18 protein-coding genes and 1 tRNA gene are annotated in these 24,093 nt (G+C 75.5%); 11 read left to right on the top strand and 8 right to left on the bottom strand.

Going from position 1 to position 24,093, the window contains the following annotated elements; translation table 11 throughout:
• Positions 1-164: 164 nt before the first annotated feature.
• Positions 165-2,060: an alpha-amylase family protein gene (locus AB0637_RS19965; protein WP_366174446.1), complete on the bottom strand. Its 1,896-nt coding sequence runs from the start codon at positions 2,058-2,060 to the stop codon at positions 165-167.
• A gap of 190 nt (positions 2,061-2,250) precedes the next feature.
• Between AB0637_RS19965 and AB0637_RS19960 the strand changes: the two genes are divergently transcribed.
• Entirely contained in the window at positions 2,251-3,018 is a 768-nt protein-coding gene (locus tag AB0637_RS19960) for an alpha/beta hydrolase (protein ID WP_366174438.1), read from the top strand.
• Here the strand turns inward: AB0637_RS19960 and AB0637_RS19955 are convergent.
• Positions 2,999-3,661: an AAA family ATPase gene (locus AB0637_RS19955; RefSeq protein ID WP_366174437.1), complete on the bottom strand. Its 663-nt coding sequence runs from the start codon at positions 3,659-3,661 to the stop codon at positions 2,999-3,001. The genes AB0637_RS19960 and AB0637_RS19955 overlap by 20 nt on opposite strands.
• 143 nt (positions 3,662-3,804) lie before the next feature.
• On the opposite strand from AB0637_RS19955, the gene AB0637_RS19950 reads away from it, so the two are divergent.
• Positions 3,805-4,320: a Rieske (2Fe-2S) protein gene (locus AB0637_RS19950; protein WP_366174436.1), complete on the top strand. Its 516-nt coding sequence runs from the start codon at positions 3,805-3,807 to the stop codon at positions 4,318-4,320.
• A 15-nt stretch (positions 4,321-4,335) separates the two neighbouring features.
• On the opposite strand, the gene ilvD is transcribed toward AB0637_RS19950, so the two are convergent.
• Entirely contained in the window at positions 4,336-6,192 is a 1,857-nt protein-coding gene (gene ilvD, locus AB0637_RS19945; RefSeq protein ID WP_366174435.1) for a dihydroxy-acid dehydratase, read from the bottom strand.
• 327 nt (positions 6,193-6,519) lie between these two features.
• Here ilvD and AB0637_RS19940 point away from each other — a divergent pair, with 327 nt between their 5' ends.
• On the top strand, positions 6,520-7,533 hold the full coding sequence (locus AB0637_RS19940) for a site-specific integrase (RefSeq protein WP_366174434.1): 1,014 nt from the start codon (positions 6,520-6,522) through the stop codon (positions 7,531-7,533).
• A gap of 16 nt (positions 7,534-7,549) precedes the next feature.
• On the opposite strand, the gene AB0637_RS19935 is transcribed toward AB0637_RS19940, so the two are convergent.
• Together AB0637_RS19935 and AB0637_RS19930 are read right to left on the bottom strand one after the other, a co-directional pair.
• Positions 7,550-8,626 (bottom strand): ThiF family adenylyltransferase, encoded by a 1,077-nt coding sequence (locus AB0637_RS19935; RefSeq protein ID WP_366174433.1) that lies wholly within the window; start codon positions 8,624-8,626, stop codon positions 7,550-7,552.
• Positions 8,623-9,450, bottom strand: coding sequence for a hypothetical protein (locus tag AB0637_RS19930; protein WP_366174432.1), 828 nt, complete (start codon positions 9,448-9,450; stop codon positions 8,623-8,625). Before AB0637_RS19930 ends, AB0637_RS19935 begins: the two co-directional genes overlap by 4 nt.
• 140 nt (positions 9,451-9,590) lie before the next feature.
• On the opposite strand from AB0637_RS19930, the gene AB0637_RS19925 reads away from it, so the two are divergent.
• A complete protein-coding gene (locus AB0637_RS19925) occupies positions 9,591-10,706 on the top strand; it encodes a M15 family metallopeptidase (RefSeq protein WP_366174431.1) in 1,116 nt (371 codons plus the stop codon).
• Positions 10,707-11,096: 390 nt separating this feature from the next.
• Here the strand turns inward: AB0637_RS19925 and AB0637_RS19920 are convergent.
• A tRNA-Leu gene (locus AB0637_RS19920) sits at positions 11,097-11,181 on the bottom strand.
• A gap of 135 nt (positions 11,182-11,316) precedes the next feature.
• On the opposite strand from AB0637_RS19920, the gene AB0637_RS19915 reads away from it, so the two are divergent.
• From AB0637_RS19915 to AB0637_RS19885, 7 genes are all read left to right on the top strand, one after another.
• Complete coding sequence (locus AB0637_RS19915) at positions 11,317-12,312, top strand: MoxR family ATPase (RefSeq protein ID WP_366174430.1); 996 nt, start codon at positions 11,317-11,319, stop codon at positions 12,310-12,312.
• Positions 12,309-13,304 (top strand): DUF58 domain-containing protein, encoded by a 996-nt coding sequence (locus AB0637_RS19910; RefSeq protein WP_366174429.1) that lies wholly within the window; start codon positions 12,309-12,311, stop codon positions 13,302-13,304. The genes AB0637_RS19915 and AB0637_RS19910 overlap by 4 nt, the downstream gene beginning before the upstream one ends.
• Entirely contained in the window at positions 13,301-15,328 is a 2,028-nt protein-coding gene (locus tag AB0637_RS19905; RefSeq protein ID WP_366174428.1) for a transglutaminaseTgpA domain-containing protein, read from the top strand. The genes AB0637_RS19910 and AB0637_RS19905 overlap by 4 nt, the downstream gene beginning before the upstream one ends.
• Positions 15,329-15,525: 197 nt before the next feature.
• On the top strand, positions 15,526-16,560 hold the full coding sequence (locus AB0637_RS19900) for a 3-oxoacyl-ACP synthase III (protein ID WP_366174427.1): 1,035 nt from the start codon (positions 15,526-15,528) through the stop codon (positions 16,558-16,560).
• Positions 16,557-19,277, top strand: a complete 2,721-nt coding sequence (locus tag AB0637_RS19895) for an alpha/beta fold hydrolase (protein WP_366174426.1) — start codon at positions 16,557-16,559, stop codon at positions 19,275-19,277. Before AB0637_RS19900 ends, AB0637_RS19895 begins: the two co-directional genes overlap by 4 nt.
• The gene (locus tag AB0637_RS19890) at positions 19,274-20,248 is read left to right on the top strand and encodes an NAD-dependent epimerase/dehydratase family protein (protein ID WP_366174425.1); all 975 of its coding nucleotides are present in this window, start codon (positions 19,274-19,276) and stop codon (positions 20,246-20,248) included. The genes AB0637_RS19895 and AB0637_RS19890 overlap by 4 nt, the downstream gene beginning before the upstream one ends.
• A gap of 10 nt (positions 20,249-20,258) precedes the next feature.
• Complete coding sequence (locus AB0637_RS19885; RefSeq protein ID WP_366174424.1) at positions 20,259-21,494, top strand: phosphatase domain-containing protein; 1,236 nt, start codon at positions 20,259-20,261, stop codon at positions 21,492-21,494.
• Between the two features lie 326 nt (positions 21,495-21,820).
• Here AB0637_RS19885 and AB0637_RS19880 read toward each other — a convergent pair whose 3' ends face one another.
• Together AB0637_RS19880 and csrA are read right to left on the bottom strand one after the other, a co-directional pair.
• Complete coding sequence (locus AB0637_RS19880) at positions 21,821-23,575, bottom strand: diguanylate cyclase (RefSeq protein ID WP_366174423.1); 1,755 nt, start codon at positions 23,573-23,575, stop codon at positions 21,821-21,823.
• A gap of 263 nt (positions 23,576-23,838) precedes the next feature.
• Positions 23,839-24,093 carry a carbon storage regulator CsrA gene (csrA, locus tag AB0637_RS19875; protein WP_366174422.1) on the bottom strand — a complete coding sequence of 85 codons (255 nt, stop codon included), beginning with the start codon at positions 24,091-24,093 and terminating at the stop codon, positions 23,839-23,841.

Below are 24,093 nucleotides of genomic sequence, written 5' to 3'. Positions count from 1 at the left end.
CGGTCCCCGGGGGACGAGGACGAGAGCGCAACAGTCCTCCATCGACGCTCAGCAGGGGTGTCCTGACGTTCCGCACGACGGAACCGCCCGTGCGGACGCGACCGTCCGGGTGACGTTCCCCGTGCGCTCGGAGGGGTTCCGTGGTGGCGCGCGAGGACCCGCCCTCAGGCGTCGGGGGCCACGAGCCAGAGCGCCTGCCACGGGGCGAGCCACACGTTCCCGTCCTCACCCCGCGGCACCGGACCGTCCGTGAGGGCGTCGCGGGCCTGCGTGAGTCCGAGCCCTTCGAGGCGGAACCCGGGCCAGGACCGCCAGGTCGCGGTCACGTTGCACAGGGTCAGCAGGTTGCCCTCCGGGTGGCGGTGCAGGACGGCGAGGATCCCGGGGTCGGACAGGTCGAGCACCTCCGCGGGCACCGCGGCGTGCAGGTGCGGCAGCGAGGCTCGCACCCGGGCCAGGTGGCGGAACCCGGCCAGGACGCGACCGGGCACCGTCGAGGGGTCCGCCGCGTCGCGCAGGGCGTCGTCGTCGAACCAGGGACGGTGCACCCAGCGGTTGTCGGCGGCCTGCTCGGGCACGGCGTCCCACCCCGGGTCGCCGTCCAGGGCGAGTTCGTCGCCCATCCAGACGACGGGGATCCCGCCCCAGCCCATGACGAGGGTGTGGGCCAGCAGCAGCCGGTCGACGGCGGCGTCGACGGCGGCGTCGTCCGAGCCCTGCCGGGCCGCCGTCAACCCCACGAGGGCCGCGGCCGACCCGCTGATCCGTCGGTCGCCCGTGGCGGGGTTCTCCTGGAACACCAGCCCGCGCGCGGTGGAGCCGGGGAAGGTCCCGGAGTACCAGTCGGACAGGAACCGGCGGTGCTCGGGACCGGAGATCCCCACCGCCGCGGCGTCGGCGTCGGACACCGCCCAGCCGATGTCGTCGTGGCAGCGGACGTAGGCGATCCACGCCGTCGAGGTCGGGACCGGTGGCAGGGCCCGCAGGGCCTGGGTGGCCAGCGTCACGTCCTGAGCGGCCAGCATCGACCAGACCTGCACCATGAGGGTGTTGTGGTACGCGAGGTCGCTGACCCGCCCGTGGTGCCGTCCCCGGCCCAGGTAGTGCACGAGGTCGTCGGGAGCGACGATCGCCTCGGCCTTCAAGAGGACTGCGGGACAGGCGATCCGGCAGACCGCCCGGAGGACCTGCGTCAGGCTGTGGACCTCGGGCTGGTTCTGGCAGTTCGTCCCCAGCCGTTTCCAGATGAACGCGATCGCGTCGAGGCGCAGCACGTCCACCCCGAGGTTGGCCAGGAAGAGGACGATCTCGGCGTACTCCAGCAGCACGTCGGGGTTCGACCAGTCGACGTCCCACTGGAAGGAGTTGAACGTCGTCCACACCCAGGCGTCGAGCTCGTCGTCCCAGCTGAAGTTGCCCGGGGCGAAGTCGGGGAAGACCTCCGGCAGCGTGCGTTCGTAGGCGTCGGGCACCGCGCGGTCGGGGTGGACGTGGAAGTAGCGCCGGTAGCGCTCGTCGCCGGCCCGGGCCGCCCGCGCCCAGGCGTGCTCCCGGGCCACGTGGTTCAGGACGAGGTCGAGGACCAGGCTGATGCCGCGTTCGTGCAACGAGGTCGCGAGGTCGGCCAGGTCCGCGACCGTCCCGAGGTCCGCCCGCACGTCGCGGTAGTCGGCCACGGCGTACCCGCCGTCGCTGTCGCCGTCGCGCGGGCGCAGGACGGGCATGAGGTGCAGGTACCCGACGCTCAGGTCCTCGAGGTGGTCCAGGCGTTCCCGCACCCCGGCCAGGGTCCCCCCGAAGCGCTCGGTGTAGGCGGCGTACCCGATGAGCGCCGGGTCCTGGAACCAGTCCGGCCGCAGGGTCCGCTCCTGGTCCCGCCGGTGCAGGGCGTCGCCGCGGGCGGCGTAGGCCGTGGCCGCCGCGCGCAGCAACCGTTCGCCCACCGCGGCCGCGACGTCGGAGGGGTGGACGTCGGCGAGGCCGGCGGCGAGGTCCGGCCACCACCGCGCCAGGCGCAGCTCGAAGGTCTCCCGGCGCAGGGGGTCGAGTCCGGCGAGCACGTCCTCCGGGACGGGCGGCGGCTGGTTCCGGCGGTGGTGCACAGGTCCTCCTCGACGTGCGGGCGCCCAACTCTGCCCTGTCGCGCGGGGCGTCCGCCACCGCCGGCGGCCCCTCGGCCGGCGGGGTCCGACGGACCGGCTGCGTGAGCGCTGCGCAGCGGCTGTGCGGGGGGCCACTAGGGTCGACGCCATGGCTGACGAGGTGTCGTTCCGCAGTTCGACGGGTCACCGGCTGGCGGGCCTCCTCGACGTCCCGGCGGGACCGGTCCGCGGGTGGGGCATCTTCGCGCACGGTTTCACGCTCGGCAAGGACTCCCCCGCCGCGTCACGGATCTGCAAGGGGCTGGCCGAGGAGGGCATCGGCATGCTCCGGTTCGACAACCTCGGGTTGGGCGGTTCCGAGGGCGACTGGGGCGACGGGTCCTTCACGCACAAGGTCGACGACACCGTCCTGGCCGCGGAGTTCATGGCGCAGCGGGGAACTCCCGCAGCGCTGCTGGTGGGGCACTCCTTCGGCGGCGCAGCGGTTCTCGCGGCCGCCGGCCGCGTCCCGGACCTGCAGGCCGTCGTGAGCGTCGGCGCCCCGAGCGAACCACGGCACGTCGAGCACAACTACGACGCCCTCGTCGACCGCGTCATGGCGGACGGTCACGCCGAGTGGCTCGTCGGGGGTCGCGCGCTCACGTTGAAGCGCGACTTCATCGAGGACGTCCGCAACGCCGACCTCAAGCAGCACGTGCACAGGCTCACCGTGCCGCTGCTCGTCATGCACTCCCCCACCGACTCCACCGTCAGCGTCGACAACGCCAGCGCCATCTTCAAGGCCGCCCCGCACCCGCGCAGCTTCGTCTCGCTCGAGGGTTCGGACCACCTCCTCACCGCCCGCGGTCAGGCCCGTCGGGCGGCCCGCATCATCAGCGCCTGGGCCGACCAGTACCTCAAGGCCCTGGAGGGCTGAGCCCGAACCGGCCGGCCACCTGCGCCACGAGGTCGTCGAGGGTCCGGCTGCCGTCGACGGCGAGGGCCGCCCACGGGGCCCGGTGCTCCAGCTCGTCCGCCAGCCGTGCCGTGAACAGCGCATCGCGGGCCAGCAGGTTCGCCAGGGCCCGCGGTGGGTCGTTCGTCCGGCCGGCGATGTCGCCGTCGGACCCCCGCCGCGAGAAGGCCCGGCGGCGGAACTCCGGCGTCGGCAGCAGCCACACCGCGTGCTCGCGGTGGGACAGGAGCGGGAGGACGAGCCGCGGCAGCAGCCGGAACCCCTCCACCACGACGATGCGGTCGGCGGGCCGGGCCAGCAGGTCGTCGACCACCAGGTCGAACCCCTCGCCGGCGAACCAGTGGAACGTCTGCAGCATCTCCCGCGGGTCGCGCCGCACCCAGCGCTCGTCCATCGACTGCGCGACGAAGCGGTGCAGCAGCGGCGCCTGCCGCGGGCTCAGCCTCGCCGCGTGCGCGCCCATCGAAGCGTCGGTGTCGAGGACGTCCACGCCGTGGCGTCGCGCGAGCTCCCGCGCGACGGTCGACTTCGCCGCGCCCGACCCACCCCCGAGCCACCGAACGTGCGCGAGCCGGTGAGGGTCCCCTCCCTCGATCGCCGCCACCCCTGCACGGTAGCCGTACGGCAGCTGTCGACCTCCTGACCGCGCGCGTCCTGAACCGCGCGAACGTCCGTCTCGTGTCACCGTCGAAAGACCCGTGCGCCCGCTCGGCGCCCGGACGACCGACCGACCGACGGAGGACGATCGTGGACGACGACCGCACCACCCCCCACCCCCTGACGAACAGCGTCCTGTCGCGGCGGGCCCTCGCCGCCACGGGCGGCACCCTCGGCGTGGGCTCGCTCCTGGCGGCCTGCGGCGGCAGCGACACGGTGACCCCGGCCGCCGGCACGTCGAGCTCGACCACCTCCTCGTCGTCCTCGACGTCGTCCGCCCCGGCGGGCGGGGCGAGCAGCGCGGCGGGCGGTGCGGCCCTCACCAAGCTCTCCGACGTCCCCGTCGGCTCCGGTGTCGTCGTCGAGGACGCGAAGGGCTCGGCGGTCGTCGTCGTGCAGCCCGAGGCCGGTCAGGTCGCCGCGTTCAGCGGGCTCTGCACGCACCAGGGCTGCGCCGTCGCGGTCAAGGACTCCGAGCTCGACTGCCCCTGCCACGGCTCGAAGTTCGAGCTGCTGACGGGGAAGGTCCTCAAGGGCCCGGCGACCGAGCCCCTGAAGTCCATCGCGGTGCAGGTCGACGGCGACTCCGTCGTCGCCTCCGCCTGACACGTCCCCTGGTGGTCAGCCGTGGGTGCGGTCCGGGACCTTCCGGACCGCACCCGTGGAGGCCGAGGTGGCCATCGCGGCGTAGGCCCGCAACGCCCCGGTGAGCGGACGGTCGCGGTCGACCGGTTCCCAGGGGCGCTCGGAGGACTCCATCTTCGCGCGGCGTTCGGCGAGGACGGCGACCGGCACCCGCAGGTGCAGACCCCGGGTCTCGACGTCGATCTCGATGGGGTCGCCGTCCTCGACGAGACCGATGAGGCCGCCCGCCCACGCCTCCGGTGAGACGTGCCCGATGGAGATGCCGCTGGAACCGCCGGAGAACCGGCCGTCGGTGACGAGCGCGCAGACCTTGCCCAGGCCGCGGCCCTTGAGGAACGACGTCGGGTGCAGCATCTCCTGCATCCCCGGACCGCCGGCGGGACCCTCGTAGCGGATGACGACGACGTGGCCCGGCTTCACGGCGCCCGAGAGGATGCCGGTCACGGCGTCCTCCTGGGACTCGTAGACGAGGGCCGTGCCCTCGAAGTGGAACAGCGAGGGGTCGATCCCGGCGGTCTTGATGACCGCGCCCTCCGTCGCCAGGTTGCCCTCCAGGACGGCCAGGCCGCCGTCGGCCGTGTAGGCGTGGGCGAGGTCGCGCACGCACCCACCGGCGGCGTCGGTGTCCAGGGAGTTCCACCGGTTCTGCGTCGAGAACGCCTGCGTCGTGCGGACCCCGCCGGGGGCGGCGTGGAACAGCTCCACGGCCTCGGCCGACGGGGACTCGGCCCGGACGTCCCACTCCTGCAACCAGGACGCGAGGTCCGGGCTGTGGATCGTGCGGACGTCCTCGTCGAGCAACCCGGCGCGCCACAGCTCCCCGAGGATGGCCGGGATGCCGCCCGCGCGGTGGACGTCCTCCATGTGGAAGTCGGAGTTCGGAGCCACCTTCGACAGGCACGGGACCCGGCGGCTGACGGCGTCGATGTCGGCCAGCGTGAAGTCCAGACCGGCCTCCTGGGCCGCGGCGAGGATGTGCAGGACGGTGTTCGTCGACCCACCCATGGCGACGTCGAGCGCCATCGCGTTCGAGAACGCCGCCTTGCCCGCGATGCTGCGCGGCAGGACGGACTCGTCGTCGCCGTCGTAGTACTGCTTGGCCAGTTCCACGACGAGGGTCCCCGCCCGCAGGAACAGGTCCCGCCGGGCCGCGTGCGTCGCCAGTGTGGACCCGTTGCCGGGCAACGAGAGGCCGAGAGCCTCGGTGAGGCAGTTCATCGAGTTCGCCGTGAACATCCCCGAGCAGGAGCCGCACGTCGGGCACGCCGAACGCTCCACGGCGTCCAGACCGGCCTCGTCGACCTGTTCGGAGGCCGAGGCCGCGATGGCGGTGATGAGGTCCGTCGGCGCATGGGCGACGCCGTCGACGACGACGGCCTTCCCGGCCTCCATCGGGCCGCCGGAGACGAACACGGCGGGGATGTTCAGGCGCAGCGCGGCCATGAGCATGCCCGGGGTGATCTTGTCGCAGTTGGAGATGCAGACCAGCGCGTCGGCCTGGTGGGCGTTCACCATGTACTCGACGGAGTCGGCGATGAGCTCGCGGCTGGGCAGGGAGTACAGCATCCCCGAGTGCCCCATCGCGATGCCGTCGTCGACGGCGATCGTGTTGAACTCCTTCGACACCCCACCGGCCTCCGCGATGGCGCCGGCGACGAGGTCACCCATGTCCTTGAGGTGCACGTGCCCGGGGACGAACTGCGTGTACGAGTTCGCGATCGCCACGATCGGCTTGCCGAAGTCGCCGTCGGTCATGCCGGTCGCGCGCCACAGGGCACGCGCTCCGGCCATGTTCCGGCCGTGGGTCGAGGTACGGGAACGCAAGGCGGGCACGACGGGCTCCAGGTCACGGGGTGGGAGGAAGGCCTCGCACGGGAGCGCCGCGGCCGATGGGCCCGCGGACGACGTCCCGCGCGAGCGGACGTCTCCCCCACCCGCCGGTGTGCGGGCGGCGACGACGCCACGACGGCGACCACTGGAGTGCGGTGGTCCGCCTGGTCCCCGCGGGTCCGTCTCGGAGTCCCCCGGAGTGCGGTCAGGATAACTCGGGCACAGCGGCCCCCGCCGTCGAGGGCTTGTCTGTGGGATGCCCCGGGAAAGTCGCCGATCAGTCACCGGAATTGGCTCTGGTAACTGAACTTCCATTGCTATGATCACGAGGTGACCACCCACCGGGCGACCGAGGTGCCGGACGAGATCGCAGCGGCGCTCCTGCCCCCGCTCGCCCCGCCGCCGGTCCTGGACGTCGACCCGCTCCTGGTCTGGTTCGCCTCCCTGGATCCCGTGCGGCGCGGGTTGCGGGCGCCGTCGACGTGGCGTGCCTACGCCGTGGACCTCACGCACTTCGGCGAGTGGTGCGCACTGGAGGAGCTCGACGCCCTCCCGGCCGCCCCCGAGACCGTGGCCGACTACCTCGTCGCCCACGTCGAGAGCCTGTCCGTCGCGACGCTGCAGCGCCGGCTGGCCGCGATCGCCGTGGCGCACGGGCTCGTGGGTGTCCCCTCCCCCACGGACACCGACCACGTGAGCCTCGTCTGGCGCGGACTCCGCCGCGTTCACGGCCCGGGGCGTCCCCGCCGCCGCGTCGACGCGCTCGAGACCCGCGGGCTCGTCGACCTCGTGGCGCCGTTGGAGGACACGGTGATGGACCACCGGGACCGGGCCCTGCTCGTCCTGGGGTTCGCCGGGGCGCTACGGCGCTCGGAGCTCAGCGCCCTCGACGTGACCGACGTCGTCACCGAACCCGAGCGTCTGCTCGTCACCGTCCGTGCCGCGGGATCGCGGGACGAACGCGTCGTGGACCTGCCGCGGGGGCACCGGCTGGAGACGTGCCCGGTGCGGTCCTGGCGGAAGTGGGCCGAGGTCGCCCACCTCACCGAGGGTCCTGCCTTCCGCCGCATGACGAAGGGCGGACGGTCGCTGCGTCCCGAACGGCTCGGCGACCGCGGGGTCGCCGAGGTGGTGAAGCGCCGCACCCTGGACGCCGGCCTGGACCCGAGCCTGTTCTCCGGCCACAGCCTGCGCGCCGGCTTCGTCACGGCGGCCACCCGCGCCGGCGTGCCGGGGGTGTCCATCGCCCGGCAGACGGGCCACCGGTCAGCGGCAGCGCTCGCGGCCTGCGTGCGGGAGGACCGGCCCTTCCCCGGCAACCCCGCGGCACACGTGGGGCTGTGAGGTCACAGCCCCGCGCTCACACGACGGGACCGCCCGCGGCGCACCACGCCGCGAACCCGCCCTCGAGGTGGACCACGTCGGTGCGCCCGGCGGCCAGCACCGCCCGCAGGGCCTCGGCGGATCGGCCGCCCCGGGCGCAGTGCAGCACCACGGGGCCGGCCGGCACCCGCCCCGGGTCCGCGAGCACGTCCGCCAGCGGGAGGAGCACCGCCCCGGGCACCGCGCCGGCGGCGTGCTCGTCCGGTTCGCGCACGTCCACGACCGTCCGGCCACCGTCCGCGAGCTCCCGGACGAGGTCGTCCGCGGACACCGTGGGCAGCAGGTCGCTCCCGGGCGCGGCCCGCCGGGGATCGGGCCGCAGGGGGAGCTCCCGCCACGTCATCGCGAGCGCGTCGTGCACGAGCACCCGCCCGGCCAGGGAACGACCCGCACCGGTGATGAGCTTCACCGCCTCGGTCACCATGACGGAGGCGACGGCCGCGCACACCCCGCCCAGGACCCCCGCCTCACCGCAGCTCGGGACGCTGCCCGGCGGGGGTGGCGTCGGGAAGAGGTCGCGGTACGTGGCGCCCTCGGGGTCGAAGACGCTCACGTGGCCGTCGAAGCGCAGGACGGCCCCCCAGACCCACGGTCGACCGGCAGCGACGAGCGTGTCGTTGACGAGGTACCGCGTCTCGAAAGTGTCGGAGCCGTCGAGGACGAGGTCGTAGCCGGCGACGACCTCCGCGGCCGTGGCGGCGGTCAGGCGCTCGGCGTGCCGGACGACCGTGATCGACGGGTCGAGCCGCGCGACCGCGTCCGCGGCGCTGTCGACCTTGCGGCGGCCCACGTCGGCCGTCCCGTGCAGGACCTGGCGTTGCAGGTTCGACTCCTCCACGACGTCGTCGTCGACGACGCCGATGGTGCCCACCCCCGCCGCCGCGAGGTACAGCAGCGCCGGCGAGCCCAGGCCCCCGGCGCCGACGACCAGGACGCGCGCGGCGAGCAGCCGGCGCTGGCCCAGTTCGCCGATCTCGGGCAGCAGCAGGTGGCGCGACCAGCGGTCCCGCTGGGCTGGCGTCAGCTCCGGACCGGGGGCGACGAGCGGCTTCACGGGGCCACCCTCTCCCCCACGGCGGCGAGGTGGCCGGCCGGGCTCTCCTGCTGCTCCAGGGCCGTCCGCAGGCGGCGCGCCCCGTCGGGGGCGGCCAGACCGGACGCGGGCGGGGACTGACCCGTGAGGCGTTGCAGCGCACGGGCTGTCGCCTCGAGCACACCCAGGACCTCGGGGGAGGAGAGCCGGTCGAGCCAGCCGCGGGGACCGTCGAGGACGAGGCAGCCCGTGACCGCGGAGCTCGGGCCGGAGTCGTCGACCAGCGGGACCGCGACGACGACCGCGTACTTGCCGCTCACCCGACGGAACTCCTCCGGGGTCAGCCCCTGCCGCTCCCCCGCCGCGTCGAGGGCCGTGACGTCCCGCGCGACGACGCCACCCGTCGCGACGCACTCGCCCAGCACCCCCTTGCCAGGCGCCCAGCGGACGCCGGAGGCGACCGGCCGCCGCCGGGCGCGCACGCGGTGCACGCGGGCCAGCCGGACTGCCCGACCCCAGGGCCGGACGAGCCGGTACCCCGCCAGGGCGAGGTCGCGCGGGTCCGCTCCCGTCGCGTCCACGACGGCCCACAGCGCGCCGGAGAGCAGGTCGTCGTAGAGCTCGCGGAGCGCCACCGTGCGCCGGCCGCGGACCGTCGTGACGGCCTTGACGACGGCGGGCACCACGGCCATGACCGCGGTGAGGACGACGAGGGTGACCACGACGGTGTCCGACGGCGTCCACAGCGAGGCCCTGTCCAGGGCGAGCAGCGCGGCCGCCAGGGCCGCCGCCACGGCCAGGGCGACGTCGAGGACGGGGCCGGTCCAGACCCGGGAGACTGTCACGCCCGCCACCGTAGGCGGGCCCTCCGACACACCATCGGACACGCCCTCCGCACCGTCGCGGCCGGCCCCGTCGTCCACAGGCCGGCGGTCGCCGGTTTCCGTTGTGGTCGCATCGTCAACTAGCCTCCACCGCGAACTCGATGCCGACGAAGGACACCCTCACCCCCGTGCGCCGCTCGCTGACGTCCCCTTCCCGCCGACGCACCACCCGGTCCCTGGCCACCGCCGCGCTGCTCCTGGCGCTCGCCGCGCCGCAGGCCGGTGCCGCCACCGTCCCGCCCGCCAAGGACCAGCTGACCGCCCTCGCGGCGCAGGCCGCGTCCTCCCTGGAGGCCTACCAGCAGGCGCTGCAGGCCCAGCAGGACGCGCAGGTCGCCGCGGACGCCGCGAAGAGCGAGCTGGCCGCGGCCGACGCCGTCCTGGCGCAGAGCCGGCAGGAGATGGGCGGCTGGGCCTCCCAGGCCTACCGCGGGACGTCCGGGCTCAACGACCTGTCGGGGGTGGCGGTGCTGCTCGACCCGCGACGCACGGGGGACGTCAGCTCGACGCTGGCGACCATCGACCGCGTCGGCGGCCAGTACGCGGAGGTCGTGGAGACGGCCGAGCAGGCCCGCTCCCGCCAGGAGGCCGCCGCCGCCAAGGCCGCGGCCGCCGTGGACGCGGCCCGGACGAGCGCCGACCAGGCCCTGGCCGCCAAGGCCGCCGCCGACGCCGCCGTGCAGCAGCAGCTCGTCGCCTACTCGGCGGCCCAGCGCACGGCCGCCGGCCTGGACCCCCTCGCCCCCGACGCGGCCGTCGTCGACCGCGCCCGCGCCTTCCTGTCGAGCACCCAGACGTGCGCCGGTGGCGTGCTCACCGGCTTCCCCAACGGCCAGCTGCCGCTCGACGCCCTGTGCCCGCTCTACGCGGCCCCGGACAAGGTGCTGCGTGCCGACGCCGCCCACGCCTTCGAAGCGCTGTCCCAGGCCTTCCAGGCGGACTTCGGGACGCCGCTGGCCGTCACCGACGCCTACCGCTCGCTCGGGGAGCAGATCGACGTCAAGGCCCGCAAGCCCGGGCTGGCCGCCGTCCCCGGGACCTCCCGGCACGGCCTCGGCCTCGCCGTCGACCTCGGCGGCGGGGTGCAGGACGCGGGCTCGGTGCAGCACCAGTGGATGGACCGGAACGCGGCGCTCTTCGGGTTCGTGAACCCCGCCTGGGCGCAGGGGTCCCCCGGTCCGTTCGAGCCGTGGCACTGGGAGTTCGTCGCCGCCTGAGGGCGGACGGAACGTGCACCGAGCCCGAGGCCGACGAGGACGACTCGTCGGCACCGGGCTCGTCCCGTTGCGCTGCAGGCCGGTCGACCTCGCCCAAGGCCCTGGGAAGGGCGGAGCCCCGACCTGACGGTCTGCGCCCGCCCTGGCCGAGGGTGCCTGGAACTCCCGAGCCTCCGCGCGGTGTGTCAGTCCCTGCACAGCCGCGGAGGACGGCGCCCCGGGACCGCTGCAGACCTCGCAGTCCACCGTCGACGGCGGAGGTCACGGCAGGACCGCTGCGGTCCGTGGCGTGTACGCGGTGTGGACGCGACTGTGCGCACCCCGGGAACGAAGAAGCCCCCGACCTGCATCTCTGCTGGTCAGGGGCTTGCCCGTCGCTGTCTCAACGAGTGTCCGAGGGGGGACTTGAACCCCCACCCACTATACGTGGACTAGCACCTCAAGCTAGCGCGTCTGCCTATTCCGCCACCCGGACGAGTGGTTCCACACCGGCCCTGGGGCCCTGTGCGAACGAGGAAAACCGTAGCACGGCAGGAGGGTCCCCCTCGCCACTGCGCCGGTCGGGCGACGACGGGTGGGGTCGGTGGGACGCGGTGCCGATCCACCAGGGGTGAGCCACGCCTTCGTCGAACCGCAGCCCCGGCTGGAACCGGCGGTGCTGGCGCGAGCCCTGGTCGACGGGGTCGAGCGCGTGGTCCGCGGTCGCCGCGCGGCCGTCGAGCTGCTCGTCACGGCGGTGCTCGCGCGGGGGCACGTCCTCGTCGAGGACGTCCCGGGCAACGGCAAGACGACCCTGGCGACGGCGTTCGCGGCGAGCGTGGGCGCAGCGTGCGGCCGCGTGCAGGCGACGGCGGACCTCCTGCCGGCGGACGTCACGGGCTCGGGGGTCTGGGACCCGGCCACGGGCGGCTTCCGCTTCGTGCCCGGACCGGTCTTCGCCCCCGTGGTCCTCGTCGACGAGCTGAACCGCACGTCCCCGCGGACCCAGTCGGCCTTCATGGAGGCCATGGAGGAGCGCTGCGTGACGGTCGACGGCGTCCGGCACCGGCTGCCGGACCCGTTCGTCCTGCTCGCCACGCAGAACCCCGTCGAGCAGCACGGCACGTACCCGCTGCCGGAGGGGCAGCTCGACCGGTTCGCCGTGCGCCTCGTGCTCGGGCCGGTGACGGAGGAGGTGGAACGGCAGGTGGTGCGCGAGCAACTGGCCGGCAACCGTCCCGAGCGGCTCACCCCGGTCCTGGACCTCGCCGACCTCCTGCACCTGCAGGAGGCCACCGCCGCCGTCCACGTGGCGGACGCGACGCTCGACCTCGCGGTCCGGCTGTGCCGGGCGACGCGCACCGACTCCCGCATCCGCCTCGGGGCGGGCACCCGTGCGGCGTTGACGCTCGTGCGCTGCGCTCAGGGCCGCGCGCTGCTGGCCGGGCGCGACCACGTCCTGCCCGAGGACGTCCAGGCGCTCGTCGTGCCGGTCCTGGCCCACCGCCTCGTCCCCGGCGACGGGCACACCCTCCTCGCCGACGACGGCGGGGCCGCCCGCACCCTGACCCAGGAGCGGCTGGCGGCCGGTGTCCTGGAGCACGTCCCCGTGGACCTGCGCCGGTGACCCCGCCCACCCCTCCGCCCACCTCGCCGGCCGGGGGCGCCCGCGCCGTCGCGCCCGAGTCCGCGCGCTGGCGCCGGGTGGGCCTCGTGCTGGCCGGCCCGGCGCTGCTGCTGCTCGCCTTCGGCGTGGGCAACCGCTGGCTGGCCCTCGTGGCCTGCCTCCTGCTGGCCGCGCTCGGTCTGGCCGCGCTCACGGCGCCGTCGGTGAGCGGACTGGTCGTCGTCGTCCGCCGGCCGGCCCGCGCCGCCGTCGGGGACGTCGTGGAGCACGTCGTCGTCGTGCACAACGGCGGGACGCGCACCTCGCCGGCCCTGGTGCTGCACCTGGCTGACAACCCCTTCTCGCCCGGGCACTTCGGGGTCCCGGCCGTCGCCCCCGGCGAGGCGGTCGAGCTGCGGATCCGCCGGACCGCCGTCGTCCGCGGTGCGGCTGACGGCGTCGACGTCGTCCTGGAGTGGGCCGACGCCCTGGGCCTGGTCGTGCAACGACGGCAGAGCCTCGCGCCGGCCCCGGTGCACGTCCACCCGGCGCCCGGCGCGGTCCCGGCGCTGCCGGTGCCCGGCCCGCGGGCCGGCGCGGAGGACCTCGCGGGGGTGCGGCCCTTCCGCCGCGGTGACTCCCCCGCGGCCGTGCACTGGCGCGCCTCGGCCCGCCGCGGCGGCGGTCCGACCGGTCCCGCGCTCGTCGTCGTCGAACGCGAGACCCCACCCGTGGGGATCCGGGTCGTCGCGCTGCCCGAACCCGCGGAGGTCACCGCCGCCGAGTTCGAGGCCGTCCTGCAGCAGGCGACCGCGCTGCTCCTGGCCGACCTGTCCGCCGGGCGCCGCAGCGGTCTCCTCGACGCCGACGGCACCGTCCACGAGGGTCTGCGGGTCCTCGACGCGTTGGCCGTCGCCCAGCCGGCCCCGCGTCGCCTCGAGGCCGCGCAGGCCGCCGCCGGGCGCGACGGCGAGGTCGTCGTGGCCGGCGCGCACGGCTGGCGGACCCGGTGAGCGCCCCCCTCCCGGCCTCCCTCGAGCCGGCCCCGCACCCCGACCTGCTCGGCACCCACGCCCCGACCGCGGCCGCCCTGCGCTGCACCGCCGTCGCCGTCGTCGCCGCGGCCCTCGCCCTGACCGTCGTGGGCACCCTGCCCGCCGTCGGGCTGGCCGGGGTCGGCGTGGTCGTCGCCCTGTCCCTGCTCGTCCGCCGGCGGCACGCCGTCCTGGACGAGGTCCTCGGCGTCTGCGGTGCGCTCGCGAGCGCCGTGGCGTTGCCGCAGGCGGCTGCGGGGGGCGGGGCTCCGGCGGTGGCCCCGGTGCTGGCGCTGGCGTTGGCGGTGCGCCAGTTCGCCGTCGTGCGCTCCTCGCGGCACCTGCGGGCGGCGCTGGGGATGTGCGTGCTGGTGACGGTCGCGGCCGCCGGGACGGCCCCCTCGAACGCCCTGGTGGGGCCGATCGCGCTGGTGTGGGTGGCGGTGCTGGCGGGGTTGGCGTGCTCGGTGCCGCACCGTCCGGTGGACGGGTCGCTGCTGCGGCGGGCGGGGGCCGCGGGGGCGGTGGCCACGACGGTGGCGTTGGTGCTGTTCCTGCTGCTGCCGACGCCGCAGTCGCCGCGGGGCGGTGCGGGCGGGGACTCCTCCGAGCAGGAGGCGGCCGCGCGGTCGGCGGAGGCGTACGCGGGCGGGTCGATGGACCTGTGGTCGCGCGGTGAGCTGCCGCGCACGGAGCTGCTGCGGGTACCGGCGGACTCGCCGCAGTTGTGGCGGGCCGCGGTGCTCGACGTGTACGACGGACGGTCGTGGTCGTCGTCGGGGAACCCGGTGACGTGGACCTCGGTGGCGGGTGCGGGGTACACGGCGGTCCCCGAGGTGGGGGCCTCGGACACCCAGCGCGTGGACGAGGTCGTGCCCCTGGACTCCTACGCGGCGGTGGTGAGCGCGGGGTCGCCGGTGGCGGTGCGGACGTCGGCGCGGGCGTACGACGCGGGGTCCGGGCTGGTGCTGCAGGACGCCCCGACCCCGTACGAGGTGACGTCGCGCGTCGTGCCGTCCGTCGAGGAGCAGGTGCTGCCGGTGGCCGGGGCCGCGGGGCTGACGGACCCGGCGCGGTGGACGCAGCTGCCGCGGTCGGTGCCGCAGCGCGTGGTCGACCTGGGGCGGCGGCTGGGGGGCGGGGGTGACCCGGTGGCGGCCGCGCGGGCCGTCTCGGAGCACCTGCGCTCGACGTCGCGGTACTCCCTGGACGCGCCGTTGCCGGCCCGGGGGCAGGACGCGGTCGACGCGTTCCTCTTCGACAGCCACGTCGGCTTCTGCGAGCACTTCGCCAGCGCCGAGGTCGTGCTGCTGCGCGCGGCGGGGTACCCGGCGCGGGTGGTGACGGGTTTCGCGGGCGGCGATCCGGCGTCGGGGGGCGGCCGGCTCGTGCGGGCCTCGAACGCGCACGCGTGGGTGGAGGTGTGGGTCCCGGGGACGGGGTGGGTGGAGTCGGACCCGACGGCCGGTGTGCCCCTGCTGGACGGGGCCGGCGGATCGGGCGGGTGGTGGCACCGGCTGTGGTCGCAGGTGCAGCGCACGGTGGACCGGGTGCTGGCGGACGCGCGGGCGCGGACGCTGCTGGCGGTGGGCCTGTCGGTCCTGCTGGTGGTGGCGGTGCTGCTGGTGCGGCGGGCGCGGCGCGGGCGGTCGGCCGGACCGGACCGGGTGGGTGCGCCGGCGGCGCGCCGGGCGGATCCGGCGGTGGCGGCGGTGCTGCTGGCGCTGACGCGCTTCGAGGAGGCGGTGCCGCCGCCGTGGGGGCGTGGGGTCTCGGAGGGGTTGTTGGACTGGCGGGAGCGGCTGGCCACGTCCCCCGCCACGACACCTGCCACGGCACCCGTCGGGTCGCCGGAGGTGGCGGCGGCGCTGGTCGTGGTGGAGCGGGCGTGCTTCGCGCGGGTGGTGCCGGGCCGGGCGGAACTGGACGGGGCGCTGCGGGCGTTGGAGTCGGCGACGTCCGTCCTGCTGGCGGCGCGGGCTCGGGTGGGTGCTCGGGGGTGAGCGGGTGTCCGGGGTGACCTGGGCGAGCACGAGGTCCTCCGGCGGTTAACCTGAGTTCCCGCCACGCGGGTGGTCCTGCCGCTCCTTGGTGGACCATGACGGACCTCGTACGGTGAGCCACCGCCGCGCGGCCGACGACCAGATCGGGGAAGCCCTTGTTCGACCCTTCCAGCACCGAGGCTGCCCCCGCGCACCGCGTGGGGTCTCCCTTCCAGGGGAACTCGACGTTCGCGCCGGCGAACGCCGCGTTGCTGTCGATCTCCCACGTGGAGGCGCCGACGGTGGTGCCGTCGTCGTACTTCGACGAGGTGCTGGCCCCGACGCTGGAGCGTCTGCGGCTGCGGCCGGGGCTGCTGGAGAAGGTCGCGGGGGTGCAGGAACGCCGCTGGTGGGCGCCGGGCCAGAAGGCCTCGGACGTCGCCGCGGAGTGCGGGGCCAAGGCGCTGTCGGAGGCCGGGGTGGACGCCTCGGAGGTCGGGATGGTCATCTCCACGACGGTGACGCGGCCGCACCTGGAGCCCGCGGTGGCCACGAGCGTGCACCACGGCATGGACCTGCCGACGTCGGCGCTGAACTTCGACATCGCGAACGCCTGCCTGGCGTGGGTCAACGGCGTGCAGGTGGCGTCGGCGATGATCGACGCCGGGATGGTCCGGTACGCGGTCGTGCTGGGGGCGGAGGACGTGCGCTCGATGCACGAGGGCACGATCTCCCGGTTGCAGCAGGACGGGATCACCCGCAAGGACTTCCTCAACGAGTTCGCGACGATGACGCTGGGCTGCGGCGCGGCGGCGGCGGTCATCGGCCGCGCCGACGAGCACCCGGAGGGCCACCGCATCGTCGGCGGGGTCTCGCGGGCGGGCACGGCGCACCACGAGCTGTGCATCGGGGACATGAACCACATGCGCACCGACGCCAAGCTCATGCTGACCGAGGGCATCGAGATCGTCGCGGACGCCTTCGAGGCCGGCGACAAGCTGTGGGGGTGGCGGGACGCGAAGAAGTTCGTCATCCACCAGATCTCGCGCGTGCACACGCAGACGCTGGTCGACCGGATCGGGGTGGACCCGGCGAAGGTGCCCATGACGTTCCCGACGTGGGGCAACGTGGGGCCGATCTCGCTGCCGATGACGCTGGCGGCCTCGGCGCCGGAGTTCTCGGCCGGGGACAAGGTCATCGCGATGGGTGTGGGGTCGGGGCTGAACACGGCGATGCTCGAGCTGGCGTGGTGAGCGGCGCCCGCCTCTCTGCTCTGCCGGCGGTGACGCCGGCCCCGGACCTGCCCGGGTGGGACCCGCGGTGGTCCCGGTTGGTCGAGGCCGTGGACCACGAGGGACGCGTCCGGACGTGGCACGTGCTGGACACCGCCCCCGAGGGCGGCGACGCCATCGGGACGCTGCTGTGCGTGCACGGGAACCCGACGTGGTCGTACCTGTGGCGCGGGCTCGCCGCGGCGGCCTCGGCCGTGCAGCTGGGCTGGCGCGTCGTGGCGGTGGACCAGCTGGAGATGGGCTTCTCCGAGCGCACCGGTGTCGTGCGGCGCCTGGGCGACCGGGTGCAGGACCTGTCCGGCCTCGTCGACGCCCTCGACCTGGCCGGTCCGGTCGTGGCCGTCGGGCACGACTGGGGCGGGATCGTCGTCTCGGGCTGGGCCGCAACCGAACTGGGCCGCCCGGTGGGCCGGCACGGCGGTGGGTCGCGGATCCGGTTGGCGGGTCTGGTGGTGGCGAACACGGCGGCGAGCTGGCCGGCCGACGCGGGTGCGCCGGGGGTGCTGTCCGCGGTGCTGGCGCCGGGGGTGCGCCGGCTCGTGACGTCGCGCTCGGACGCGTTCCTGCGCACGACGCTGGCGCTGCCCCGTCCGGCGTTGCCGCCGGCCGTCAAGGCGGCGTACCGCTCGCCGTACGGCACCGTCGCCGAGCGCGCCGGGATCGACGCGTTCGTCGCGGACGTGCCCGTGGGCGCCGCGCACCCGAGCCGTCCCGCGCTGGACGAGGTCAGCGCCGGGCTGGACCGGCTGGCCGCCGCAGGGGTGCCGACGTTCGTGGCGTGGGGTCCGCGGGACCCGGTGTTCGGCGAGTGGTTCCTGCGGGACTGGCGCGCGCGGGTGCCGCACGCGGACGTGCACCGCTTCGCGGGCGCCTCGCACCTGGTGCCGGAGGACCCGGTGTTCGCCGACGTCGTCCTGCGCTGGCTGGACGCGCGGGTGCTGCACCCGACAGCCCCGAACCCCACAGCCCCGAACCCCACGGTGGCGGACGCCGACGACGCGCCGGTCGCGGAGTCCCCGCGGCTGTGGGCGGCGCTGGGTGAGCGGGCGGGCGACCCGCGGGTCGCGGGCGAGCCCGCCGTGGTCGAGATGCCGACCGGCCGGGCCGTCGGTGGCGCACCGCGCACGACGACGTGGGCGGAGCTGGACCGTCGGACCCGCGAGCTCGCGGCCGGGTTCGTGCTGCAGGGCGTGCAGCCGGGGCAGCGGGTCTCGCTGCTCGTGCCTCCGGGTGCGGACCTGACCGCGGCGCTGTACGCGCTGCTGCGCATCGGCGCGGTGGCGGTCGTGGCGGACGCGGGTCTCGGCGTGCGCGGGCTGTCCCGCGCCGTGACGGGGGCCGGCGTCGACTGGGTCGTGGGCGTGCCCAAGGCCCTGCTGGCGGCGCGGGCGCTGCGCTGGCCGGGCCGCCGCGTCGGGGTCAGGGACCTGCCCGAGGTGGCCCGCGCCGGGGCCGCGCGGCTGGCGGCCGGGTTCGAGCTGCCGCCCGAGCCGGCCGCCGACGCCGAGGCCGCCGTGCTCTTCACCTCGGGCTCGACCGGGCCGGCCAAGGGCGTCGTCTACACGCACGGGCAGCTGTCGCAGCTGGCGCGGGCGATGGGCGCGGTCATCCGGATCGGGCCGGGGCAGCCGCTGGTGTCGGCGTTCGCGCCGTTCGCGCTCTTCGGCCCCGCCCTCGGCGCGACGTGCGTCGTGCCGGCCATGGACGTCACGAAGCCGGCGACCCTGACGGCGGCCGCGCTGGCCGACGCGGTGGCCGCGGCCGGGGCGACGTCGGCGTTCCTGTCCCCCGCCGCCGTCGTCAACGTCCTGGCCACGGCCGGGGACCTCACGCCCGCCCAGCGGAGCGCGCTGGCCGAGGTGCGGACGCTGCTGTCGGCGGGCGCGCCGGTGCCGACCCCGCTGCTGGAGCGGGTGCGCGAGCTCATGCCGCTGGCCGACCCGCGGACCCCGTACGGGGCCACCGAGGTGCTGCCGGCCACCGACGTGAACCTGTCGGACATCCTCGAAGCCGGTGCGGGCGAAGGGATCTGCGTCGGACGACCCGTCGAGGGCGTGACCGTCGCGGTGGCACCCCTGGACTCCGACGGCCGCGCCGGGACGGACCTCGTGACGACCCCGGGGATCGTCGGCGAGGTCGTCGTGGGCGGGGAGCACGTCAAGGACCACTACGACCAGCTGTGGGCGACGCAGGCCGCCTCCGTCGACGTGCGTCCCTCCCCCACGCTGCTGGGGTCGGTGCGGGCGGGTCGCTGGCACCGCACGGGCGACGTCGGGCACCTCGACGACCGCGGCCGGGTGTGGATCGAGGGCCGGCTCGCGCACGTCGTCACGACGGCCGACGAGGTCGTCACACCCGTCGGGGTGGAGCAGTGCGCCGAGACGGTGCCGGGGATCGCGCGGGCGGCGCTCGTGGGCATCGGTCCGCGCGCGGCGCGCCAGCTCGTCGTCGTCGCCGAGGCCGACACCGCCGTGGTCGCGACGGTGAAGCGCACGACGGTGGCCGATCCGCAGCTGTCGCAGGCGGTCCGGACGGCCACGGGACGCAACCTGGTCGCGGTGCTGCTGGTCCCGGCGCTGCCGACGGACGTGCGGCACAACTCCAAGATCGACCGGGCGAAGGTGTCGGCGTGGGCCGAGCGGGTCCTGGCGGGCGAACGGGCGGGGGCACTGGCGTGAAGGTCCTGGTCACGGGTGCGAGCGGGATGCTCGGCCGGGAGACGGCACGGGCGCTGGCCGCCCGCGGGGACGACGTGCGCGTCCTGCAGCGCCGCACCGCGGGCGTGGGGTTCGAGGAGGTGCTCGGGTCCGTCACCGACCCCGACGCGTGTGCGCGCGCGGTCGACGGGGTCGAAGCCGTCGTCCACCTGGCGGCGAAGGTCTCGGTGACGGGACCGCACCCGGAGTACGTCGCGACGAACGTCGACGGCACCGCGAACCTGGTGGTCGCCGCGCGGGCCGCGGGGGTGTCGCGGTTCGTCATGGTGTCCTCCCCCTCCGTCGCGCACGCGGGGTCGGCGCTCGTCGGGGTCGGGACGACCCCGGCCGACCCGGCCGCGGCGCACGGGTCGTACGCGCAGACGAAGGCGCAGGCCGAGCTGCTGGCGCTGGCCGCGGACTCCCCCACCTTCGCCGTGTGCGCGGTCCGGCCGCACATCGTGCTGGGGCCCGGTGACACCCAGCTCGTGCAGCGCATCGCCGACCGGGCCCGGGCGGGGCGGTTGCCGCTGCTGGACGACGGCACGGCCCTCATCGACACCACGTACGTCGACAACGCGGTGGACGCCCTGCTCGCCGCGCTGGACCGCTGCACCGACGACGGGGTGCACGGTGAGGCGTTCGTCGTCACCAACGGCGAACCCCGCACGGTGGCGGAGGTCTTCGGGCGCATCTGCGCGGCCGCGGGGGTGCCCGCCCCGACGCGCCGGGTGCCCTCGGCGGTGGCCAAGGCCGCCGGCAGCGTCGTGGAGCGGGTCTGGACGCGCTTCGGCCTCGCCGACGAACCGCCCATGACGCGGTTCCTGGCCGAGCAGCTGTCGACGGCGCACTGGTTCGACATCGCCCGCACCCGGGAGCGGCTGGGCTGGTCGCCGCGGGTGCCGCTGGACGAGGGGTTCAGCCGCCTCGCCGGTGGGTTCGGGTCCCACTAGTGTCGAGCACGTGATCAAGGGGCCGGCTCTGACCCGGGGGCAACGGCGCGCCCGGGCCGCACGACGCGTCGAGGAGGCGCGCCGCGACCTCGAGGAGCTGCGCGGCGACCTCACGCTCCGGCCCGGGGAGCACACCCTGCACCGGGCGGCGCGCGTCGAGGACGCCGTCAAAGGCCTCGTCGGCCACCGGTTGCGACGCCGCGGGTACCACGCGCGGGCCCTGGCCTACCCCGGGTACGGCGGCCCCGGCTGGGTGCGGATCTTCGGGCGGGTCCTGCTCGGACGCGAGGACACGGCGGAGGAGACCGAACGCGACGGCGCCCGCAGCGTGCGGGGCTGGCGCAACTTCCTCACCGTCCCCGTCGCCGGCGCGCAGGTGACGGTGCGCATCGGCGGGCACGAACGCGTCCTGCGCACCAACCGCGAGGGCTACGTCGACGAACGCGTCGAGGTCGACCTGCCCCCGGGCCGGCACGAGGTCGTCCTCACCGTCGGCCCGGACGTCACGCAGGCCCCCGACCTGCCGCCCGACGTCGAGCTGCTCGGGGACGACACCGAGGGCGGCGCCGAACTGCTCCCGCCGAACACGGTGCGGCACAGCGGGACGTCCGAGGTGGTGGTCGTCGGCCCCGACCCGGTGGTGGGTCTGCTGTCTGACATCGACGACACCGTCGTCGTGACCCGGCTGCCGCGCCCGCTCGTCGCGGCGTGGAACTCCTTCGTCCTCGACGAACGGGCGCGGGTCCCGGTCAACGGGATGGCCGAGCTCTACCGGCAGGTCGTGCAGGAGCACCCGGGGTGCCCGGTCGTGTACCTGTCGACGGGGGCGTGGAACGTCGCGCCGACGCTGGGCCGGTTCCTGCGCCGCTTCGGCTACCCCGCCGGGCCGATGCTGCTGACCGACTGGGGCCCCACGAACACGGGCTGGTTCCGCGACGGCAGCGCCCACAAGCGGGAGTCGCTCGCGCGCCTGGCCCGCGAGCTGCCGCAGGTGCGGTGGCTGCTCGTCGGCGACGACGGCCAGCACGACCCGACCCTGTACGCCGAGTTCCTCTCCGCCGCCCCCGAACGCGTCGCGGGCGTCGGGATCCGCCGGCTCACCCCCGCCGAGCAGCTCCTCGCCGGTGGTCACCCGCTGAACTCCGCGGCCACGCCGCAGCAAGCACCCGTGCCGTGGGTGACCGGTGACAGCGGCTACGAGATCTGGCACCACTGGTACCGAGCCGGGATCCTGCGCAGCCCGTGAACGCACGAGGCCGGCCCCCGCAGTGGGGACCGGCCTCGTGGGCGTTCAGCGCGTCAGAGCTGGGTGCGGCGCGGGTTGGCGACCGTGGTCAGCTCGGACTCGCGGATGTCGATGACGCGGTTGTCGGTGGTGTTCTCGTCCATGGCGTACCTCCTGTGGGTGCGGACCGTGCCTGTTCCTTCGAACCGCAGACGACGTTGTCCTCACCGATCGGTGGCGGGTCTGGTCCAAGGCTAGCCAGACCCGCCCGCACGCGGCATCTCCGGTGCGCCCGAACGGGGGGTGACGTTGGTCACCAGCCTCCGCCGATCGCGGGCCGGGAGCCCTCAGGCGGCACGCCAGCAGGCGCGGCCGGCGGCCTTGGCCCGGTACATGGCCCGGTCGGCCGCGCGCATCAGCTCGTCGGCCCCCAGGGAGCCGTCGGTGCGGGCCGCGCCGACGCTCGCGGTGACCGTGACGGTCCGCGCGCCGAGGTCGACGGGGATGCTGATCCGCTCGCTGACGCGGGCGGCGATCGCCGACAGGGCCTGGGCGTCGGCGACGTCCTCGCAGATCAGGACGAACTCGTCCCCGCCGATGCGGGCGGCGACGTCCCCGGTGCGCAGCAGACCGCGCAGGCGGTCGGCCACGTCGCGCAGGAGCTGGTCCCCGGCCGCGTGACCGAGGGTGTCGTTGACGTCCTTGAAGTGGTCGAGGTCGACGAACAGCACGGCGCAGCCGCCGCCGCGGCGCTGGGTCCGGGCCAGGGCCGTGACGAGCTGGTCCTCGGCCCTGGCCCGGTTCGGCAGACCCGTCAGCGGGTCGTGCAGGGCCGCGTGCTCGAGCTGCTCGGCCTCCCGCTTGCGGGCGGTGACGTCCTCGACGAACGCGAGGAAGGCCGGCTCCCCCGTGCTGGAGGAGGTCAGCGAGATCGTCACCTGCGCCCACACGGTGCGCCCGCTGGGCAGCTCGAAGCGGCGTTCGCGGTGGGCGACCTCGGCCGTGCCGTCCAGCAGCGCCTGCAGCTGGGCGTGGGCCTGGGCGACCTCGTCGCGCTCCTGCGCGCTGGCCCGCTCGCCCCCCGCCGGTTCGAGCAGCTCGGCGGCGGGAGCGCCGACCAGCTCGGCGGTGTCGCGTTCCAGGAAGGTGCACAGCGCGTCGTTGACCTCGCTGGTCCAGCCCTCGAGGCTGAACAGCAGCATCCCGACCGGGCCGCGGGCGAACACCTCGTGGAAGCGGCGTTCGGAGCCCGCGAGGGCGTCCATCGTCGTGATCGTCTCGGTGAGGTCCTGGGCGATGCCGACGGCGTGCACGGCGCGGCCGGTCGCGTCCAGGTCGGTGACGACCGAACGCGTGTGGACCCACCGCTCCTCGCCCCAGCCGCTCACGACGCGGTAGGTGCACTCGACGATCTCCCCCGGTGCGGCGGCGCGCAGGGACTCCACGGCACGGTCGACGCCGGGTCGGTCGTCGGGGTGCACGTCGTCGTCGGGGCGCCCGAGGCCGCCCGTGACGACGCCGCCCGTGACGAGGCCGCCCGCGGCGAGGTGACCCACCGCGGGCAGACCCAGGAGGCAGGCCCCCCCGGTGTTCGTCCACTCCACGTGGCCGGTGCCCAGGTGCAGGCGGTAGATGGTGTCGGGCGAGGCCGAGATGACGGCCTCCTGCTGCGCCAGCCGCGTCTGCAGGGCGGCGCGCTCGGCCCGTTCGTCCGTGACGTCGCGCACCAGCAGGACGGCCCCGTCGCCGGGGACGGCCGTGACCTTCACGCGCACGGCGTCCGCCCGCCCGCCCGCCACCTCGACGTCGACCTCGAGGTCACCGGCGACGACGGCGGCCAGCAGCGCAGTCCCGGTCGGGCGCGGCGGCAGCGCCACGGCACCCTCGGGCAGCACACCGGACCACCAGGGCAGGTCGGCGGCCCCCGGCACGGTGGCGGGGTCGGTACCGGTCAGCCGGAGGTACTCGGACGTGGCCGCGACGAGGTGGCCCCGGGGGTCGACCCGGGCCAGGGCCACCCCGGCGTGGTCGAGGACGTCGTCCCAGGCGTGGGTGCGGGACGTCGTGGCACCACCGGCCGCGTCACGCGTGCTGGTCGCCACCCTCACCCTCCCGCTCCCTCGGATCACCCCCGCGACCCGTGGTCCGGGTCGTGGTGCTGACTGTGGTGTCGGAGCGGGTGGAGGCAGGCTTGAGGAGTGATCGCCCGAAGAGGTGAAACGTCACCTGCGGATCAGAGGGGGCGCTCATGGGCCCATCAGCGGGACTGACGAGGAGCGGCCCGGTCAGGGGCGCAAGGAGTGCTCCCCGCCCGCCGGCGCACTCCCGAGGGCGGAGGGGTGAACTCCGCCGCGGGGGGGTGGGGTCAGGGGGCGGCGGGTCCCGCGGCGCCGGCGCGGCGCACGATCCCCTGCAGCGCCGTGATGGCCTCCTCGGACGCCGTGGAGGCGGCGATGTTGGCCTCGCGCACCGCCTCGTAGACCTCCTGGCGGTGCACCTGCACGTCGCGCGGAGCGTCGATCCCGACCCGGACCACGTCCCCCCGGACCTCCAGGACGCGTACCACGACCTCGTCGCCGATGACGACGGATTCCCCGGCCTTGCGGGTCAGGACCAGCAT

Origin of the sequence: Kineococcus sp. NPDC059986, assembly GCF_040702905.1 — a bacterium.
Classification (GTDB): domain Bacteria; phylum Actinomycetota; class Actinomycetes; order Actinomycetales; family Kineococcaceae; genus Kineococcus.
Note: the sequence above shows the minus strand (reverse complement) of the source record. Positions and strands in the feature narration are given on the sequence as shown.

Bases quoted from the DNA above. Each gene is read 5' to 3' on its own strand.
- AB0637_RS19960 (WP_366174438.1), top strand. From the start codon at position 2,251: ATGGCTGACGAGGTGTCGTTCCGCAGTTCGACGGGTCACCGGCTGGCG.
- AB0637_RS19925 (WP_366174431.1), top strand. From the start codon at position 9,591: ATGCCGACGAAGGACACCCTCACCCCCGTGCGCCGCTCGCTGACGTCC.
- csrA (WP_366174422.1), bottom strand. From the start codon at position 24,093: ATGCTGGTCCTGACCCGCAAGGCCGGGGAATCCGTCGTCATCGGCGAC.